We start from the raw sequence: 17,704 nt of genomic DNA, 5'->3' as shown, positions 1-17,704 counted from the left end.
GAACAAATGAGTCGTTCGAGTCGCCGTGACCCTTGCTTTGCCATCATCCGATCCGCGCCTGGAAGCGCTTCGTGCCGAGGTTCGCGCCATCGAGATGGCGGGCCGTACCGATGCGTCCGGCGTGTTGTCGTTCGGAGTCGAGGCCATGGATTCGCGGCTTGGCGGCGGGCTGCTGCTTGGGGCCTTGCACGAGGTGGCCGGCGCCAGTTCCAAAATCAACGACGATGCCGCGGCCTTGCTGTTCATCGCCGGTATCACGGCGCGCGTATCGGCCTATCCGGTGCTGTGGGCTCTTCGCTGGCGCGACCTGTTTGCCCCCGGTTTGGCGCAGGCGGGGCTGACTCCCGACCGGCTGATCCAGGCCGAATGCCGCCGCGACGAGGATGTGTTGGCGGTGATGGAAGAGGGGCTTCGTCATGGCGGCCTGGCCGCGGTGGTTGGTGAGGTTGGGCAGGTGCCGATGGCCGCGACCCGGCGGCTGCAACTGGCTGCCGAGCAGAGCGGGACCATGGCGCTGATGCTTCGCAAGTGGCGCAAGAATGGTGCCGAGCCCCTCGTCCAACCGTCCTGCGCCGTAACCCGCTGGACTGTGGGCTGCGTGCCGTCGGCTGAGCTTCCGGTGCCGGGCGTCGGCCGTCCTCGCTGGAACATCCATCTCGTCCGCCAGCGTGGCGGCGAGCCTCACCACTGGATCATGGAGGGCAGTGATGCCGAGGGTCGCCTCGCTCTTCCTGCCGGACCTTCCCATCGATCGGCTGCGGCGGATCGGGGCGGCGTCCGCCAGGCGGCATGACGCTGTTGCGCCGCCGCCCGCCCGCCGATTCGATCCCACCGATCCGCCGGACATCGGCAACCGGATAGAGGATTGCTCCTGCCCGCGCGGCGGCGGCTGGCGCCCCGGTGCGCGCTGGGCCCGGCGCGCGGAGGTGCAGGCGCAGATCGACAGCTTGCCCACCCACCAGAAGCCGCCGGTGCGTGAGCTTGGGCGGCGGAGCGAAGCGGCGGAAGTGCCGTTCCGAAGCGGACCGTCGGTGCAGCGGCCGGTGATGATATCCGACCCCATTGCTGTGGACGGCCCGCCCATCGTCACCATTGAACGCAGCGGACAGCGGATGACGGTAGCCGCCGCCTGCCCAGTCGCCCGCGCACTCGGCCTCCACACCGGAATGGCCGTGACCCAGGCGCAGGCGCTGGTCCCCGGGCTGGAGACCCGCCCCTCCGAACCGGACGCGGACCTAGCCGTTCTGACCCAGCTGGCGATCTTCACGGCCCGGCGCTGGACTCCGCGGGTCGCGGTGTCGGACCCGACCGGCCTTTGGCTAGACCTGTCCGGTGTGTCGCACCTGTTCGGGGCGAGGAGCGGATGTGCCGGCGTATCGTCCGCTTCTGCGCGCGCCTGGGCTACACCGCCCGCATTGCCGTTGCTGGAACCGCCGGAGCTGCGCACGCCTTGGCCCGATGCACGGCAAAGCCGGTGACGCTTTGCGCCAGCGGATCGGAAGCGCAGGCGATCGCCAGCATGCCGGTGGCGGCGCTGCGGATCGACGACAAGGCGCTCCGCACCGCGCAGCGGATGGGCATCGCCACGGTTGGTGACCTCATCGCCATGCCGCGCGGGCCCTTGGCGCGGCGTTTCGGCCAGATGCTGCTGACCCGCCTCGACCAGGCACTGGGCCGGGCCGGCGAGCCAATTGATCCACTCATCCCCGAAGAACCACTGGAGGCCCACCTCCGCCTGCTGGAGCCGATCGCGACTGCAGATGCTATCGAACAGGTGCTCCGTGATCTGCTCGCCATGCTGACTCGTACACTGGAAGGGCAGGGGGTTGGCGCCCGCATGCTGACGCTGACCTGCACCCGCGTTGATGGGGAGGAGCAGGGTCTCACCATCGGCACTGCCCGCGCCACCCGCGATCCCGCCCATCTCCATCGCCTGCTGGCAATGAAGATCGAGGCGGTCGAGCCGGGGTTCGGGATCGAGGCGATGCGCCTCACCGCCGGCCGCTGCGAGCCGCTCCAGCCGCAACCGGTGGCGCACGATCTTGGCGGCGAGGGCCCGGTGCCCGACCTTGGCCAGCTGGTCGACCGGCTGGTGATGCGGCTTGGGCAACGCGCGCTCTACCGCTCCACCTTCGTCGAAAGCGACGTCCCCGAACGCAGCGTCCGGAAAATCGCGCCGCTGGAGGAGGGCGCCGGTTGGCCCGCCGAATGGCCGCGCCCCGTGCGCCTGCTGTCGCCGCCCGAGAGGATCGACAAAGTGATGGCCGAGCTCCCCGACCAGCCGCCGATCCGCTTCGCCTGGCGCGGTGAGATGCATGTCGTTCGCCGTGCCGACGGGCCGGAGCGGATCCACGGGGAATGGTGGAAGCACGGCAAGGAGGCGGACAGCGTCCGCGATTACTTCCAGGTCGAGGATGAAGGCGGTGCACGCTTCTGGCTGTTCCGCCGCGGCGACGGCGTCGACCCACGCACCGGCGACCATAGCTGGTGGCTCCACGGGGCGTTCGGGTGACTCCGCCCATGACCTATGTCGAGCTTCAGACCACCACCCACTTCAGCTTCCTGCGCGGGGTTTCCAGCCCGGAGCAATTGTTCTCCGCCGCGGCCCAGCTCGGCTATCCGGCGCTGGGCGTCACCGATTGGAACAGCGTCGGCGGGCTGGTTCGCTCGCTGGTGGCGGCGGATACCACCGGCGTTCGCCTCGTCGCGGGCTGCCGCCTCAACCTTATGGACGGCGCGTCACTCCTCGTGTGGCCGCAGGACCGCGCCGCCTGGACCCGGCTCACACTGTTACTCAGCGAGGGCAAGAAGCGCGCCGACCCCCGTAAGGGCGAAAAAGGGCAATGCTTTCTCCACTGGGAAGATGTCGAGGCCTGGTCTGAAGGCCTTGTCGCAGCGCTACTGCCCGACGATGTGGACACCGCTGCCGCATCGCTCGCGGCAGTTAGGGATATCTTCGGCGACCGTGCCCATTGCGCGCTGACCTACCGCCGCCGTCCCGGCGACAAGCAGCGCCTCCATGCTCTCGACCAGCTCGCCCGCCAGCACCGCGTCCGCAGCCTCGCCACCGGCGACGTACTCTACGACTCTCCCGACAAACGCATGTTGCAGGACGTGGTCACCGCCATCCGCGAGCACAGCACCATCGACGACCTCGGCTTCCGGCGCGAGCGCTTCGCCGACCGGCATCTGAAAAGCGTCGCCGAGATGGAGCGCCGCTTCGCCGATTACCCCGACGCCATCCAGGCCACAGCCGACATTGCCGCCGCTTGCCCCTTCCAATTGCGCGAACTCAGCTACCAATATCCGGACGAAATCGTCATGTCCGGCCGCTCGCCGCAGGATGCGCTGGCGCACATGGCCCGGGCGGCGCTGGCGGACAGATATCCCGACGGCGTTCCCCAGCGCTACGCCGACCTTTTGGAGCATGAACTGCGGCTGGTCGGGCGCTGCAACTATGCGCCTTACTTCCTAACGGTGAACTCCATCGTCACCTTTGCGCGCAGCCAAGGCATCCTCTGTCAGGGGCGCGGGTCAGCGGCCAATTCGATGATCTGCTACGTGCTTGGCATCACCTCCATCGACCCGATCAAGCATGAGCTACTCTTTGAGCGCTTCATCTCCGAAGCGCGTGACGAGCCGCCGGACATCGACGTGGATTTCGAGCATGAGCGCCGAGAAGAAGTGATCCAGTGGATCTACAACACCTACGGCCATGAACATGCGGCACTGACCGCGGTGGTGAGCCGATTTCGCGCGCGCGGCGCGGTACGGGAAGTCGGCAAGGCGCTGGGCCTCCCTGAAGACCTCACCGGCGCGCTTGCAGGGCAGGTATGGGGCTGGTCCAACGAAGGCGTTGCCGAAACCCATGTCGAGCAACTGAACCTCGACTCCACCAACCCGCGTCTGGCGCTGACGCTCGACCTTGCGCGGCAGCTGATCGGCACACCGCGGCACCTCAGCCAGCATCCCGGCGGCTTCGTCCTCACCCGCGACCGGCTCGATACGCTGGTGCCGATCGAACCTGCCGCCATGCCCGACCGGCGCGTGATCGAGTGGGAAAAGGAGGATATCGAGGAACTGGGCTTCATGAAGGTCGACGTGCTCGGCCTTGGCATGCTGGGGTGCATGCGCCGCGCATTCGACCTGCTGGACGAATATAGGGGTGTGCGGATGGGGCTGGAGAGTCTCCAAGATGACGACCCTAAGGTCTTTGAAATGATCCAGCGCGCCGACACGCTGGGCGTGTTCCAGATCGAAAGCCGCGCACAGATGAGCATGCTGCCGCGCATGAAGCCCAAGGAGTTCTACGACCTGGTGATCGAAGTTGCGATCGTCCGCCCAGGGCCGATCCAGGGCGACATGGTTCACCCCTATCTTCGCCGCCGCGAGGGCAAGGAAGTGCCCGAATATCCCAAGCCGGAGTTGGAGGCGGTGCTCAAGAAGACACTGGGCGTGCCGCTGTTTCAGGAGCAGGCGATGAAGGTCGCGATCGTCGGCGCGGGTTTTACCCCCGCCGAAGCCGATGCGCTGCGACGCTCCATGGCGACCTTCAAATTTACCGGCGGGGTCAGCCACTTTCAGGACAAGCTCATCGAAGGGATGGTGGCGCGCGGCTACAGCCGCGACTTCGCAACGCGCACCTTCAAGCAGATCGAGGGGTTCGGAAGCTACGGCTTTCCCGAAAGCCACGCCGCCAGCTTTGCCAAGATCGCCTACGCCTCGTCATGGATGAAGTGCCACCATCCGGACGTCTTCTGCGCCGCGCTGCTGAACGCTCAGCCCATGGGGTTTTATGCGCCTGCCCAGATCGTCCGCGACGCGCGGGAACATGGGGTGGAGGTGCGGGCCGTCTGCATCAACGCCAGCCGCTGGGATTGCACGTTGGAACCCTCTCTCGCGAGCCGGGGAGAGCAGCGTGATGGTCTGCCCTCTTCTCCTTCCCCGCTACGAAAAGGAGAAAACCCTCACCCCAACCCTCTGCCGCTTGCGGGAAAGGGGGCTTGGCTGCCCCTCCGCCTCGGCCTCCGCATGGTGCGCGGTCTTGCCAACGAGCATGCCGCTCGGATTGTGGCGGCGCGGGGCGATGGATCTTTCACGTCCATTGAGGATGTGTGGCGCCGATCGGGCGTGCCCTTGGCGGCGCTGGAGCGGATCGCGGAAGCCGACGGATTCGCAAGCCTCGGCGCCGACCGCCGCCAGGCGCTGTGGCAGGTGCGGGGTCTCGGCGAAGCGCCGCTGCCTTTGTTCGCCGCCGCCGATGCCCGGCAGGCCGAAGTCGTCGAGCCCTTCGTTCAACTCCACGCCATGAGCGAGGGCCGCGAGGTGGTGGAAGATTATCGTGCGCTTCAGCTGTCGCTGCGGGCCCACCCGGTCGCCTTTCTGCGGCCCGAACTCGACCGCCGCCGCCTTACTCGCTGCCTCGACCTCAACACTACCAAGGACGGCCGCAAGGTGACGGTCGCCGGCATCATCCTCATCCGCCAGAAGCCGGGCAGCGCCAAGGGCGTGCTGTTCGCGACGATCGAGGACGAGACGGGCATCGCCAACATCATCATCTGGCCGCACAAGTTCGAGACCCACCGCCGCGTCGTGCTCTCCTCCTCCATGATTGCGGTCAGGGGCACCGTCCAGCGCGAAGGCGGCGTGATCCACGTCATCGCCGACACAATCGAGGATTATACCCCCATGCTGCGCGCGGTCGGCGAGATGGACTTCCACCACCGTGTCGGCCGCGGCGACGGCGCTACCAACGGCGGCTCACCTGACCGCGGCGAGGAAGATCGCAAGTGGCCGAAAACCAACGACCAGTACCACAAGCCCTTCCGCACCGGCGCCGACCCGGAACAGGTCATCCGCCAACGCACGCGGGACTTCCATTAACGATTAAGGGATGGTGGAGCCGAGGGGGATCGAACCCCTGACCTTCGCAATGCCATTGCGACGCTCTCCCAGCTGAGCTACGGCCCCGTGGCCGCCGCCTTTAGGCGAAACTCCCTGCCAAGCAAATGGGAAAATGCGCTTTCCGCACGTGACCCGCGGCGGAACTGCAACAGCAGTGCTTCTACCAGTGCCGAGTCTCCGAACTGACATGACTCGGGCCGGTTTGCCGTAGCATTGCAAACATATCCGCCCCTCAACTCAAGTCGAGTGGGGATCAACATGACATCGTTTCGTCATAGGGCGCGTTGCGGCGCCTGCTCTCTCGCAATCGCCATCAGCTGGTCCGGTCAGGCGCTAGCGCAGCAAGCACCGACGCCGCCAGCCGAGGATGGAAGCCTTGCGACCGAAAGCCGCACGAATGACGTCCCGCTCGACGAAATCGTCGTCACCGGCAGCAGGCCGATCGCGGAGTCCGAAGCTGCCGCACTGAATGTTCAGCGCCGCGCGGACTCGATCGTTGCCGTCGCCGCGTCCGATGCGGTCGGCCGTCTTCCCGACCAGAACGTCGCTCAGGCCGCCAGCCGCCTGCCCGGCGTCGCGGTTGAGCGCGATCAGGGTCAGGCTCGCTACATCAGCCTTCGCGGCGCACCCAATTGCTGGACCACATTGTCGTTCGATGGCTTGAACGTCGTCAGCTCCGAGGGGCCCGCAGGCCGCTTCCGCGTCGCTCCCGGTGCGCTCGGTTCAACGGAAGAAACCGACGGCATCACGTTCCACGCGGGTGCGTTCGGGCCGACGTATCCGCGCGGGTTGTTGGTCGTGCAGGACGGGGTGAACCCGCCCAATCACAGAATTTCAAGCTGGTCAGCTGGGCCGACGTTCTCGCCGCCCGACGTTAGCTGGGGAGACGAGGGCGCTTAGCCCTCGTCGTCCTCGCCGCCGGCTTCGACGCCAAGATCCTCGTCCCCCGTGTCCAGGTCGACTTCGTCGTCGGCGCTCGGCTCCTCTTCCTCGACAATCGCCAGATCCTCAGCCTCGAGGTCCGCATCGGTCGTTGCCGGCTCCTTTGCGGTCGCAGCGACTTCAAACGCCAGCGGCTGCTTGGACTTCAGCACCGGCTCCGGCACGAAGTCGGTGCCGCACTCGATGCAATGGACCGGATCGTCCTTGCCGAGATCGTAGAAACGGGTCGAGCACTTGGGGCAAGTGCGCTTGGTGCCCCATTCGGGCTTCACCATGGTGAGAATACTCCAACGCTGCTGTGATCGTTGATGCCGTCGTGTGGCATTCGGCGGCGCCTTGCCATAGCGGTTTGCCCCTGTCAAAGCGCCGGGCTTGGATGAGCCGGTGCCTCCTGCAGCGAACGCGCCCCTGGTGATCGCCGTCGACGGACCGGCGGCGAGCGGCAAGGGGACAATCGCGCGCGCCCTTGCCCGACATTTTGGGCTGCCCCATCTCGATACCGGGCTACTCTACCGCTCCGTGGCGCTGAACCTGTGGCGGTTCGGTGGCGACCCGGGAAGCGAGTTCGAGGCGGTCCGTGCCTGTCATATCGACGGCATCGGCTGGGACGATCCCGAGCTTCGCAGCGAAACGGTGTCCAGCATTGCATCGCGAATTTCCGCCTACCCGATGGTCCGCGAAGCCTTGCTCGAGCGGCAGAAAAGATTCGCGGCGGGCCCGTCAGGGGCGGTGCTGGACGGCCGCGACATCGGAACGGTGATTGCACCTGACGCGGACGTGAAACTGTTCGTGACCGCCTCACCGCAGATCCGTGCGGAACGCCGACTGAAAGAGCTTCAGGCACGTGGCATGCCTGCCCACCTGCCCGACATTTTGGCCGACATCGAGGCGCGGGACGCCCGCGACAGCGACCGCTCGTCGGCGCCGCTTCGGCAAGCGGAAGATGCCGTGCTGCTCGACACCAGCCGGATGAGCGCGGAGGAGGCGGTCGCGGCAGCGATCGTCATTGTGGAAAAGCAACGGTTAGGCTGATCCGCAAGTGCTTGGCGCCAAGTGTCGGGTCGCGGACTAGGAACTTAGCTTGGCAGTCGTCATAGCGCCCGACGGAAGGGGCGCGGCATGCCGGAATATAAGTTGTATCGTCTGGACGGCGCCGGTCAGATCGCTTCCGCTCCGGAGTATTTCGACGCGCTTGACGACGATGCGGCACTCGCCGTTGCGCAACAGCGACGCGGCACCGGGTCTGCCGAGCTTTGGCAGGGCGGCCGCCTAGTACAGCGGCTCCGGGGTTAAGGCTTGCGGCGAACCGACCAGATCAGGGCGGACAGACTTGTGATCAGTGCGGCGATTGCCAGCAGAAGGGACGAATTCAAAACGATCATGTGAGCGACTCCGAGCGAGTCCATGTTCCCTATTTGTTTCCTTTTGGCAATAGGATTTTGCCTATTGGCCTATGCCGTTCTTAGCGCTGCTGCTGGCCTCACTGCCATAAGCGGCAAGGAGCCCAGCAGGCCGATGACGAGCGTGAGGACAGAGCCGGCGCCCAGGGTCAACAGGACCGTGGGCCAATGGGGCGCCCAGCCGAATTCGAACAGTTGAACGACCACATAGTGAGCAGCGTACAGCCCTATTGCGAGCGCAAAGGCTGAAAGAACCGCGGCAAGCATCGCATATTCGATCGCCTGACTGCCAAGGATCTGAAGCCTGGTTCCGCCAAGCACCTTGATGATGACGCTGTCATAGCTTCGCGCGTGCCGGGATGCTGCGATGGCACCGACGAGGACGGCGATCCCGGCGAGCACCGTCACGGAAGCGGCAATCAGGATCGCTGCGGCCATCTGACCAAGCATGGCTTGTATGCGCCCGATCAACTCGCCCACGTCGATCACGGACGCGAAGGGAAAGGCGGTGAGAAGGTCACGATTTAATGCGGAGCTTGGCGGTCCATCCATGCTGATGGTGCCGGCGACGGTATGCGGCGCGCCGGCGAGGCTGTTTGGCGAGAATACCAGAATGTAGTTGAAGCCTAACGATCGCCAGTTGACCTTCCGCAAGGACGCAATGCGTGCCTCGATCTCACGGCCAAGGATGCTCACCGTCATCGTGTCGCCGACGCCGACGCCCATGATCCGCGCGGCCTCCACATCGATGGACACCAAAGGCGGACCCGAATAGCCCGACGGCCACCAGCTGCCCTCAACCAGTTCGCTGCTTTCCGGCAGGTCGGCGCTATAGGTGACGCCGCGATCGCCGCGCAGGAACCACGCGCCTTCCGGAAGCTCCTCCAGATCGGAAACACGCGTTCCGCCATAGGCCGTGATCGTGCCGCGCAAAGTTGGAACGACGTTCAGCGCCGCGCCGGGCGCATGACGACGGACGACCTGTTCGAACCGTGGGCGTTGAGGTGCGGGGATATCGAGCACGAACTGGTCGGGCGCGCGCTTCGGGACGCTGCCCTCGATCTCGGCCCTGAGGCTGGTCTGAATGGCGGAAATCGTAACGAAAAGCGTCAGTGAAAGTCCCAGCGCGATGACCAGGGCCACCGTCTGCGACCCGGGCCGGTGAAGGTTGGAGATGGCGGTGCGCAACAAGGGCCGCCGCACCCTCGGCAGCCGGCGCGCGGCCCAGCGCAGCAAGGAGCCCACGGCAGCCAGCAGGATCAGCGCGGCGACGACCGCCCCCATGAACATGCCCACGAAGCCCGGGTTGTCGGACGAGACGAGCGCCGTTGCAACGAGCAGGACAAGTGCGGCCCCGATGACCAGCACTGTGCCAATATCGATGCGCCGACGCTCGTCGACGAGAGCCCGAAACTGCGAAGCTGCCGGGTAGAGCCGGGCGCGGGCCAATGGAGGCAAGGCAAAGATGAAGGCGATCAGCAGCCCGTACTCGGCGCTTGTCGCGAGCGGCACGGGGTGAATGGCAAATCGCGGCTGCACCGGTAGCAAGTCCCCCGCGACCGATATCGCGAGCAGTGGCAGCACAGCGCCGGCAATCAGCCCCAGGCCCACGGCAGCCGCGGCCACGATGCCGATTTCGAGGAAGTAGATGCGGCCGATGTCTTGCGATGTGGCGCCGAGGATTTTCAGGGTAGCGGTGCCGTTGCGCTTGCCCGCCAGGTAAGACGTCACGCCGTTGCCGACTCCGATCCCGGCTATCACCAGTGCGGCAAGGCCGATCAGCGACAAGAACTGACCCATTCGGTCGAAGAAACGGCTTGCGCCTGGAGCAGCGCCGTTACGGCTTTGAAACTCCCAACCCTGATTCTCGAACCGTCCTTGCAGGCGCTCGATCACCGGCTCGGGTTCGCCGCCCTCGGCAAGCCGGATCCGATATTTGCTCTGGAATAGACTTCCGGGGGCAATCAGCCGGGTACGCCTCAGACCCTCCAGGGAAACGATCGCGACCGGGCCGAGCGTGAAGCCTTCGCTTACCCGATCGGGTTCATCGGAAATGATCCCGCGCACCAGAAAATTGGCCTCGCCGTAGCGAACGCGGTCTCCAATTTTAAGCGCCAGGCGTTCCGCGAGCCCCGGGCCAATCAGCGCGTCGGCAGGGCCGAGCGGCAGTCCGGCACCCTGCACCTTGAATTCGCCGAACAAAGGATAGTTGCGGTCGACCGCCTTCAGCTCGGTCAGCACGCCAACGCCTTGCTCGTCCCCACGCCGGGCCATGGCCTGGGTTCGAACGGTCTCGCTAAGCCGACCTTCACGAGCGAGAGCTGCTTTCTCTACGCCCGTCGCCTCCCGCTGCGAAATCTCGACTTCCAGGTCGCCGCCCAGAAATGCTTGGCCATTTACGGACAATTCGTTCTGGATGGCCGCGGTCAGGCTGCCGATGGTCGCAAGCGTCGTAACGCCCAGGAACAAGCAGATGAACAGCAGGCGAAGGCCGCGAAAGCCGCCCGACAAGTCGCGGCGCGCCAGCTTCCAGGCGCCTCGCCAGCCCAGCCCGGTCAAGCGGCGCTGTCCGAGGCGATCGTGCCGTCCTGCATCCGGATGATCCTTCCGCAACGGTCGGCGAGCGTCTGGTCGTGCGTGATGATGATCAAAGTTGCCGAGGCGGACTTCTGACGCTCGAACAGCAGATCGACGATCCCGGCGCTTGTGGACTGGTCAAGATTTCCGGTGGGCTCGTCAGCGAAGATGATTGCGGGCTTCGGCGCCACGGCGCGGGCTATTGCCACGCGTTGCTGTTCTCCGCCCGACAATTGCGAGGGAAAATGGGCAAGGCGGTGACCGAGACCTACTGCCATCAGTTCCGCTTCGGCGGTGGCAAATGCGTCGCTAGCACCCGCAAGCTCCAACGGCACGGCCACATTCTCCAGCGCCGTCATGGTCGGAAGCAGGTGAAATGCCTGCAACACAATGCCTATCTTGCCCCGCCGCGCACGGGCAAGATCGTCTTCACTGAGGCTCGAATAATCGACCCCGGCAACCGTCAGCTCACCGGAAGTTGCCCGCTCGAGTCCGGACAGGACCGCCATCAACGAGGATTTACCCGAGCCGGACGGCCCCAGGATCGCAAGGCTCTCCCCGGCACGAATATCGAGGTCGACGCCTTTGAGGATCTCTGTCTCGGCGCCGCGCGCGCCCAAGGTTAACCTGATGTTTCGGGCGCTGATCATGCTATCGGCGCCGTCCTTCTGACTGGCCATGAAAGGTAATGGGTCCTTGAGCTGGAGATTGTCCTGTTATGCGAGTGCCGTGGCCGCCGTCCACCTGCTTGCGTCGTCCTGCTCGCCGGAAGCGCAGCCTGCGCAGCGTTCGGAGAAGAGTGAGCCCACCGCCTTGGCGGGCGAGCCGCAGGGGGTCGGGAAGCTGGTCCTCGCCTTCGGGGATAGCCTTTATGCCGGCTATGGCCTGGCTCCCAATGAAAGCTTTCCGGCGCAACTGGAGCAGGCCTTGCGCAAGAGCGGCGTCGCCGTCAGCGTGCAGAATGCCGGCGTGTCGGGCGATACCACGGCAGCGGGACTGGAGCGGCTCGAATTCACGCTCGCCGGACTGCCACGGGTCCCTGACCTTGCCATCGTCGGACTTGGTGGGAACGACATGTTGCGGGGGCTTGATCCGGCCGTGACCCGCCGCAACCTCCAATCGATCTGCGGGCGATTGCGTGAACGCGGCATTCCGGTGGTACTGACCGGTATGCTCGCGCCGCCCAACCTCGGCGCCGACTACCGCCGCCGGTTCGATGCGGTTTTCCCGGACGTCGCAAAGCAATGCGGCGCAGCGCTCTACCCATTCTTTCTTCAGGGCGTGGTTACGGATTCGGCGTTGATGCTGCCGGACCGGATCCATCCCAACCGCGAGGGTGTGCAGAGGGTGGTCCGCGCAATTGCGCCCACGATCGGGGCCGAGCTCGCGAAAGCGCCGTCGCGTCAGTGAGGCGGCGGCGCTCAGCCTTGTCCTTTTGTGGCCTTTAGGCTAGGGGACGTCCGTCCGGCGGGTGTGCCAAGTGCCTCTCGCGGCGAGCAGCTTCTACCTGGCGCGTTTGGCAATCGGCTCCATGCCGCTGCCCGACGCGCATTCGTGCTGCCGTTGCGGGAGCTTTCCATACCCAAGGATGCTGCGACCGGATGGTCCGTGCGCGGCGGTGAATGCAACCAGGTCCGCATGTGAATGCCCGTCATGGTGACGGTCACGCGGCAGGCCCGTTTGAAGAACGAGAGACAATCGACTTTATGGCGACAGCAGCCTTTCCGACCCGCGACGATTTCGCGGCCCTCCTGAACCAGAGCCTAGGTGGCGAAAACGAAACCTTCGAAGGCAAGGTGGTGAAGGGCACCGTCACTGCGATCGAAAATGATCTCGCGGTGATTGACGTCGGATTGAAGTCGGAAGGCCGTGTTCCGCTGCGCGAGTTCGCCGCTCCGGGCCAGAAGGCCGAGCTGAACGTTGGCGACGAAGTCGAAGTTTATGTCGACCGCGTCGAGAATTCCAACGGCGAAGCCATGCTCAGCCGCGACCGCGCACGCCGCGAAGCCGCCTGGGACAAGCTTGAAAAGGAATTCGAAGCCGGCAACCGCGTCGACGGCGTGATCTTCGGCCGCGTCAAGGGCGGCTTCACCGTCGACCTCGGCGGCGCCGTGGCGTTCCTTCCCGGTTCGCAGGTGGACATCCGTCCGGTCCGCGACGTCGGCCCGCTGATGGACATCGCCCAGCCGTTCCAGATTTTGAAGATGGACCGCCGCCGCGGCAACATCGTCGTGTCGCGTCGCGCCATCCTTGAGGAAACCCGCGCCGAGCAGCGTTCGGGCCTGATCCAGTCGCTGGCCGAGGGCCAGGTGATCGACGGCGTCGTCAAGAACATCACCGATTACGGCGCCTTCGTGGACCTGGGCGGCATCGACGGCCTGCTGCACGTCACCGACATCAGCTACAAGCGCGTCAATCACCCGTCCGAGGTGCTGAACATCGGCGACACGGTGAAGGTGCAGATCGTCCGCATCAACCGCGACACGCAGCGCATCAGCCTCGGCATGAAGCAGCTCGAGAGCGATCCGTGGGAAGGCGCCGCCGCCAAGTATCCGCTGGAAGGCACTTTCCGCGGCCGCGTCACCAACATCACCGAATATGGCGCCTTCGTGGAGCTGGAACCGGGTATCGAAGGGCTGGTCCACGTTTCGGAGATGAGCTGGACCAAGAAGAACGTCCACCCGGGCAAGATCGTCAGCACTTCGCAGGAAGTGGACGTCAAGGTGCTCGAGGTCGACGAGGAGAAGCGCCGGATTTCGCTGGGCCTCAAGCAGGCTCAGTCGAACCCCTGGTCGGACTTCGCCGAGAAGCATCCCGTCGGTTCGCAGGTCGAAGGCGAAGTCAAGAATGCGACCGAGTTCGGACTGTTCATCGGCCTGGAAGGCGACGTCGACGGCATGGTCCACATGTCGGACATCGCCTGGGGCGTGTCGGGCGAGGAAGCGCTTCAGCTTCATCACAAGGGCGAGACGGTCACGGCCGTCGTTCTCGACGTGGATGTCGAGAAGGAGCGCATCAGCCTTGGCATGAAGCAGCTTGAGCGCGGCGGCGTGTCGGCTGCGGGTGCCTCTGGCGGCGCTGGCGTCAACAAGAACGACGTGGTTACCGTCACCGTTCTCGAAGTCCGCGACGGCGGCCTTGAAGTTCAGGTCGGCGACGATGGCGTGACCGGCTTCATCAAGCGCACCGATCTCGGCCGCGATCGCGACGAGCAGCGTCCGGAGCGTTTCCAGGTCGGCCAGAAGTTCGATGCAATGGTCATCGGCTTCGACCGTTCCAAGAAGCCCAACTTCTCGATCAAGGCGATGCAGATCGCCGAAGAGAAGCAGGCCGTCGCCCAGTACGGTTCGTCGGACTCGGGTGCATCGCTCGGCGACATCCTTGGCGAAGCCCTGAAGCAGGCGAAAAAGCAGTAATCTTCGATGTTTGCCCCGCGCGGGTTGCGCGGGGGCAGCCATTGTGAGAATGTTTGCGGACTGAGCAGATGTGCAGGGGGCGCGCTGCTCAAGGAGGCCCGAAGGGCCGGCAGCGGGGACGCCGATGATTCGTTCGGAACTAGTGCAGAAACTGTGCACCGACTTTCCTGACCTCACGCAGCGTGAGATCGAGACGGCTGTAAACGCGTTCTTCGACTCCATCACCGAACAGCTTGCCAGTGGCGGCCGTGTCGAGCTTCGTGGCTTTGGCGCCTTCTCGACCCGGGGCCGCGATGCCCGCGTCGGGCGCAACCCGCGCACCGGCGAGGCTGTCGATGTCGACGCCAAGCGCGTCCCATATTTCAAGCCCGGCAAGGAAATGCGCGAGCGCTTGAACCTTGGCGAAGTGACCGCCGAATAAGGCTCGACCGGGCTACTCCGTTGATGGGTCCTGCCGGGGATCAGCAACCCGCGCAGTCCGCTCCTTACCGCCCCACCAAGAGCCCGGCTCAGTTCGGAGAGTCTCCCATCTACTCTGCCCGCCGGGCGTGGCGCATGCGCTAGATAGCGCAAGTGTTGCGATGTTCTCGGCGCAGTGAAGGTGCCGCGAGCGACCTTAGGAAGACGCAGCCGCTAGCGCCCTTGCTGCCGCTGCGATAGAGCGTGCCGCTTGGCGCGGACGTGGCGGAACCGGTAGACGCTGGAGACTTAAAATCTTCTGCCCTCAGGGCGTGCGGGTTCGAGTCCCGCCGTCCGCACCATGCACTCACTGCACACGCTGCTGAAAGCTGTGCGGCTATATCTATCATCCAGCGTAGCTTGAAATGAGCGCGCCTTACGCGCCGCAGGACTCTCTCACGACCAGTTCGGTGGAAAGCCGTCGAGACTGATCGGATGCATGCTGGTCCAGGACGCTGGACACAAGAAGACGTCCGGCTTCCTGAGTGTCCTGCCTGATCGTCGTAAGTGCGGGTGTGCTGAGCCGAGCCAGCAGCATGTCGTCGTAGCCGACTACCGACACGTCCTGGGGAACGCTGAGGCCGCGATCGCGCAGTGCGCGGATAGCGCCTAATGCAGTCAGGTCGCTGCCCGCCACGACGGCGTCGAAGGTGATCCCGCGCCGAAGCAGGCTTCCGACCGCCGCTTCGGCCGATTCCAGTTCGAACTCCGCTTCGCAGACAAGGTCAGGGTTGGACGCAATGCCTGCCTGCTTCAGCGCGTCCAGGTAGCCGCGGCGCCGCTGCATGGCCTCAGGGTCAGTGCCGCCGACAAAGGCGATGGCTTTCCGGCCCAGCCGTGCAAGGTGCATGGTTGCGCGGCGGCCGCCCATCAGATTGTCGGAGCCGATCGTGCGATAACTTTGCCCCGGCAGATTGGCGCCCCAGACGACGAACCTTGCCGGAGTTTCGGCAAGTTTGTTCAGCTCGCGGTGAAGCGCGCTTTGTCCCAGAAAGATGACGCCGCTGGCGCGGCTGGTGGTCGTGGCAAGGACCAGGTCGCCGTAGCTTGCGGGTGCTACGTGGCTGACCGTGAAGTCGCACGAACGGGCGCGGGCTGCTTCGCCGATGCTTGCCAGCAGCTCCAGGAAGAAGGGGTGCGATAAGGGAAGTGGCCGCCCGTGGAAGTAGGGCATGACAATCGCGATGGATCCTTCCGCTCCGATCGGCGCGGTTGGCATGGCCTGGCGGAAGGTATAGTCCTGCTCATGTGCCAGCGCCCAGATCCGCTCCTTGGTGCTTCGGCTGATCAGGGGGTGATCGTTGAGTGCCCGCGACACGGTTGAGATGGACACGCCGGCCAGCTTGGCGATCTGCTCCAGCGTCGTCTTGCTGTTGGTCTGGTCGTTCATTCCTGCCCCGTCCCTAATGATTCGCCGGGCCGGAGCCTAGCGGTTGAACCCTCCGCCCCAAGGTCCCGAAACGCGCCCGCGCCTGTCGATCGGGCAAATCGCCAGCATCTGTTGCGGGCTGTTCGGCGTGCAGATCGTCTGGGGTCTCCAGAACGTCAACACGAGCCGGATCTTCCAAACCTTGGGCGCCGACGTTGCCGAATTGCCCATGCTGTGGATTGCCGGGCCGATCGCCGGTCTGATCGTCCAGCCGATTATTGGCCAGTGGAGCGACCGGACGCGGGGACCGCTCGGCCGCCGGCGTCCGTTCCTGCTTGCAGGCGCGTTCCTGACCGCACTTTCCCTGCTGCTGATGCCCAACGTCACCAGTGTGTGGACCGCCAGTGCGGGCCTGTGGCTTCTTACCATTTCCATCAATGTCGTGATGGAGCCGTTCCGCGCCTTGCTCGCGGACGTCCTGCCGGAGGAGCAGCGCGACGCCGGCTTTGCCATGCAAGTTTTGTTCATCGGCAGCGGAGCGGTGTTTGCCTCCCTGCTGCCATGGATCTTCGGGAACTGGCTCGGCTGGTCGGGCGGATCGTCGCCTGACGGACTGCCGCCATCCGTGCACGCGGCTTTCTATACGGGCGCTGCTGGCGTGCTGCTGACCGTTCTGTGGTCCGTAGTCGCCACGCGGGAGCCGCCGGCGCCGGCCGAGGTTGCGTCGGCCGGGGTCCTCAGCAAGCCCGACAACGCGCGGCAGCTCGCCCGGCGGGGAGGCGTGTGGGTTCTGCTGGCGGCCGGGGGCACGGCGAGTGTCGCGGTTCTTGACCTTCACCGCGAAGGCTATCTCCTGTGCGGCGTCATCGCCGCATACGGGGTGATCCAGCTGCTGGCAGCCTGGCCCTCCATCCGCTTCGCGTCGCAGGCAGGTGCAGTTGCGACCGCCATCATCACCATGCCCAGGGTTATGCGCCGGTTGGCCTGGACGCAGTTCGCGACCTGGTTCGGGCTGTTCGCCATGTGGGTCTACCTGGTGCCCGCAGTGGCGAACCTGCACTATGGCGCGCCGGTGGCTGGAAGCGCCCGGTACAACGAAGCCGCCGACGCTGTGGGCATCCTGTTTGCGGCCTACAACGGCTGTGCCGCCCTTTTCGCGCTCTTGCTGCCCGCTATCGTCGGCGTGCTTGGACGGCGCGGATCGCACGCCTTGTGCCTTGCAGTGGGCGCCTTGGGCTTTGCCGGGATCGGCGCCGTGGACGACCCGGGCCTGCTGTGGCTCCCCACCGCGGCGATTGGGTGCGCCTGGGGATCGGTCCTGTCGACACCATATGCGATGGTGGCAAGCGCCGTCCCGCCGGAGCGGGTCGGCGTCTACATGGGCATTCACAACATGTTCCTCGTGCTGCCGCAGCTGGCGGCGGCGGCCGTCCTTGGGCCGATGATCGGGAACCTGTTCGGCGACGATCCGACTCGGGCGCTCGACATCGCTGCCGCGGCCTTCCTGATTGCTGCCGTCCTCACCTTTTTGATCCCCCGCGAGTCGGATCCTCTTGCACCCGATTTGCACATGTAATGCAAAGTTTTGCATAGAAGCAATAGGGTCTGGTTCAGAGGAGTGTTTGCAAACCCTCTTG

Annotated in this window: 15 protein-coding genes and 2 tRNA genes; 12 read left to right on the top strand and 5 right to left on the bottom strand. The window is 65.2% G+C overall.

The genetic code is table 11. The features are described from left to right. Positions 1 to 94 precede the first annotated feature (94 nt). The 4 genes from G7077_RS03875 to G7077_RS03865 are packed head-to-tail and all read left to right on the top strand — an operon-like array spanning position 95 to position 5,883. Complete coding sequence (locus G7077_RS03875; RefSeq protein WP_166412305.1) at positions 95 to 793, top strand: ImuA family protein; 699 nt, start codon at positions 95 to 97, stop codon at positions 791 to 793. After that, a complete protein-coding gene (locus G7077_RS14385) occupies positions 708 to 1,478 on the top strand; it encodes a Y-family DNA polymerase (protein ID WP_343040013.1) in 771 nt (256 codons plus the stop codon). Before G7077_RS03875 ends, G7077_RS14385 begins: the two co-directional genes overlap by 86 nt. Continuing rightward, a complete protein-coding gene (locus G7077_RS03870) occupies positions 1,364 to 2,512 on the top strand; it encodes a Y-family DNA polymerase (RefSeq protein WP_343040012.1) in 1,149 nt (382 codons plus the stop codon). Before G7077_RS14385 ends, G7077_RS03870 begins: the two co-directional genes overlap by 115 nt. An 8-nt stretch (positions 2,513 to 2,520) precedes the next feature. Then, complete coding sequence (locus G7077_RS03865) at positions 2,521 to 5,883, top strand: error-prone DNA polymerase (protein WP_166412304.1); 3,363 nt, start codon at positions 2,521 to 2,523, stop codon at positions 5,881 to 5,883. 11 nt (positions 5,884 to 5,894) lie between these two features. Here the strand turns inward: G7077_RS03865 and G7077_RS03860 are convergent. Then, positions 5,895 to 5,970: transfer RNA gene (locus tag G7077_RS03860), tRNA-Ala, on the bottom strand. A gap of 192 nt (positions 5,971 to 6,162) precedes the next feature. On the opposite strand from G7077_RS03860, the gene G7077_RS03855 reads away from it, so the two are divergent. Next, complete coding sequence (locus G7077_RS03855) at positions 6,163 to 6,804, top strand: TonB-dependent receptor plug domain-containing protein (protein WP_166410568.1); 642 nt, start codon at positions 6,163 to 6,165, stop codon at positions 6,802 to 6,804. On the opposite strand, the gene G7077_RS03850 is transcribed toward G7077_RS03855, so the two are convergent. Continuing rightward, entirely contained in the window at positions 6,801 to 7,121 is a 321-nt protein-coding gene (locus G7077_RS03850) for a TIGR02300 family protein (RefSeq protein ID WP_166410567.1), read from the bottom strand. The genes G7077_RS03855 and G7077_RS03850 overlap by 4 nt on opposite strands. A 133-nt stretch (positions 7,122 to 7,254) precedes the next feature. Here G7077_RS03850 and G7077_RS03845 point away from each other — a divergent pair, with 133 nt between their 5' ends. Together G7077_RS03845 and G7077_RS03840 are read left to right on the top strand one after the other, a co-directional pair. Continuing rightward, positions 7,255 to 7,878, top strand: coding sequence for a (d)CMP kinase (locus tag G7077_RS03845; protein ID WP_166412303.1), 624 nt, complete (start codon positions 7,255 to 7,257; stop codon positions 7,876 to 7,878). Between the two features lie 87 nt (positions 7,879 to 7,965). Next, complete coding sequence (locus G7077_RS03840; protein ID WP_166410566.1) at positions 7,966 to 8,139, top strand: hypothetical protein; 174 nt, start codon at positions 7,966 to 7,968, stop codon at positions 8,137 to 8,139. Positions 8,140 to 8,297: 158 nt separating this feature from the next. On the opposite strand, the gene G7077_RS03835 is transcribed toward G7077_RS03840, so the two are convergent. After that, positions 8,298 to 10,805 carry an ABC transporter permease gene (locus G7077_RS03835; protein ID WP_166410565.1) on the bottom strand — a complete coding sequence of 836 codons (2,508 nt, stop codon included), beginning with the start codon at positions 10,803 to 10,805 and terminating at the stop codon, positions 8,298 to 8,300. Continuing rightward, positions 10,802 to 11,503, bottom strand: coding sequence for an ABC transporter ATP-binding protein (locus G7077_RS03830; protein WP_246167360.1), 702 nt, complete (start codon positions 11,501 to 11,503; stop codon positions 10,802 to 10,804). Before G7077_RS03830 ends, G7077_RS03835 begins: the two co-directional genes overlap by 4 nt. A 49-nt stretch (positions 11,504 to 11,552) precedes the next feature. Here G7077_RS03830 and G7077_RS03825 point away from each other — a divergent pair, with 49 nt between their 5' ends. From G7077_RS03825 to G7077_RS03810, 4 genes are all read left to right on the top strand, one after another. Then, positions 11,553 to 12,233 (top strand): arylesterase, encoded by a 681-nt coding sequence (locus G7077_RS03825; protein WP_425505301.1) that lies wholly within the window; start codon positions 11,553 to 11,555, stop codon positions 12,231 to 12,233. Positions 12,234 to 12,529: 296 nt separating this feature from the next. Continuing rightward, entirely contained in the window at positions 12,530 to 14,239 is a 1,710-nt protein-coding gene (rpsA, locus tag G7077_RS03820; RefSeq protein ID WP_166410563.1) for a 30S ribosomal protein S1, read from the top strand. A 124-nt stretch (positions 14,240 to 14,363) separates the two neighbouring features. Further along, complete coding sequence (locus G7077_RS03815) at positions 14,364 to 14,660, top strand: integration host factor subunit beta (protein WP_166410562.1); 297 nt, start codon at positions 14,364 to 14,366, stop codon at positions 14,658 to 14,660. 254 nt (positions 14,661 to 14,914) lie between these two features. Then, positions 14,915 to 15,000 (top strand) — tRNA-Leu (locus tag G7077_RS03810). Positions 15,001 to 15,074: 74 nt separating this feature from the next. Here the strand turns inward: G7077_RS03810 and G7077_RS03805 are convergent. Beyond that, entirely contained in the window at positions 15,075 to 16,088 is a 1,014-nt protein-coding gene (locus G7077_RS03805) for a LacI family DNA-binding transcriptional regulator (RefSeq protein ID WP_166410561.1), read from the bottom strand. A gap of 43 nt (positions 16,089 to 16,131) precedes the next feature. Here G7077_RS03805 and G7077_RS03800 point away from each other — a divergent pair, with 43 nt between their 5' ends. Beyond that, positions 16,132 to 17,643 carry an MFS transporter gene (locus tag G7077_RS03800; RefSeq protein WP_246167358.1) on the top strand — a complete coding sequence of 504 codons (1,512 nt, stop codon included), beginning with the start codon at positions 16,132 to 16,134 and terminating at the stop codon, positions 17,641 to 17,643. Positions 17,644 to 17,704 lie beyond the last annotated feature (61 nt).

This window comes from Sphingomonas piscis (assembly GCF_011300455.1).
Classification (GTDB): Bacteria; Pseudomonadota; Alphaproteobacteria; order Sphingomonadales; family Sphingomonadaceae; genus Sphingomicrobium; species Sphingomicrobium piscis.
The sequence above is the reverse complement of the archived record's forward strand: the minus strand, read 5'-3'. Positions and strand labels throughout refer to the sequence as shown.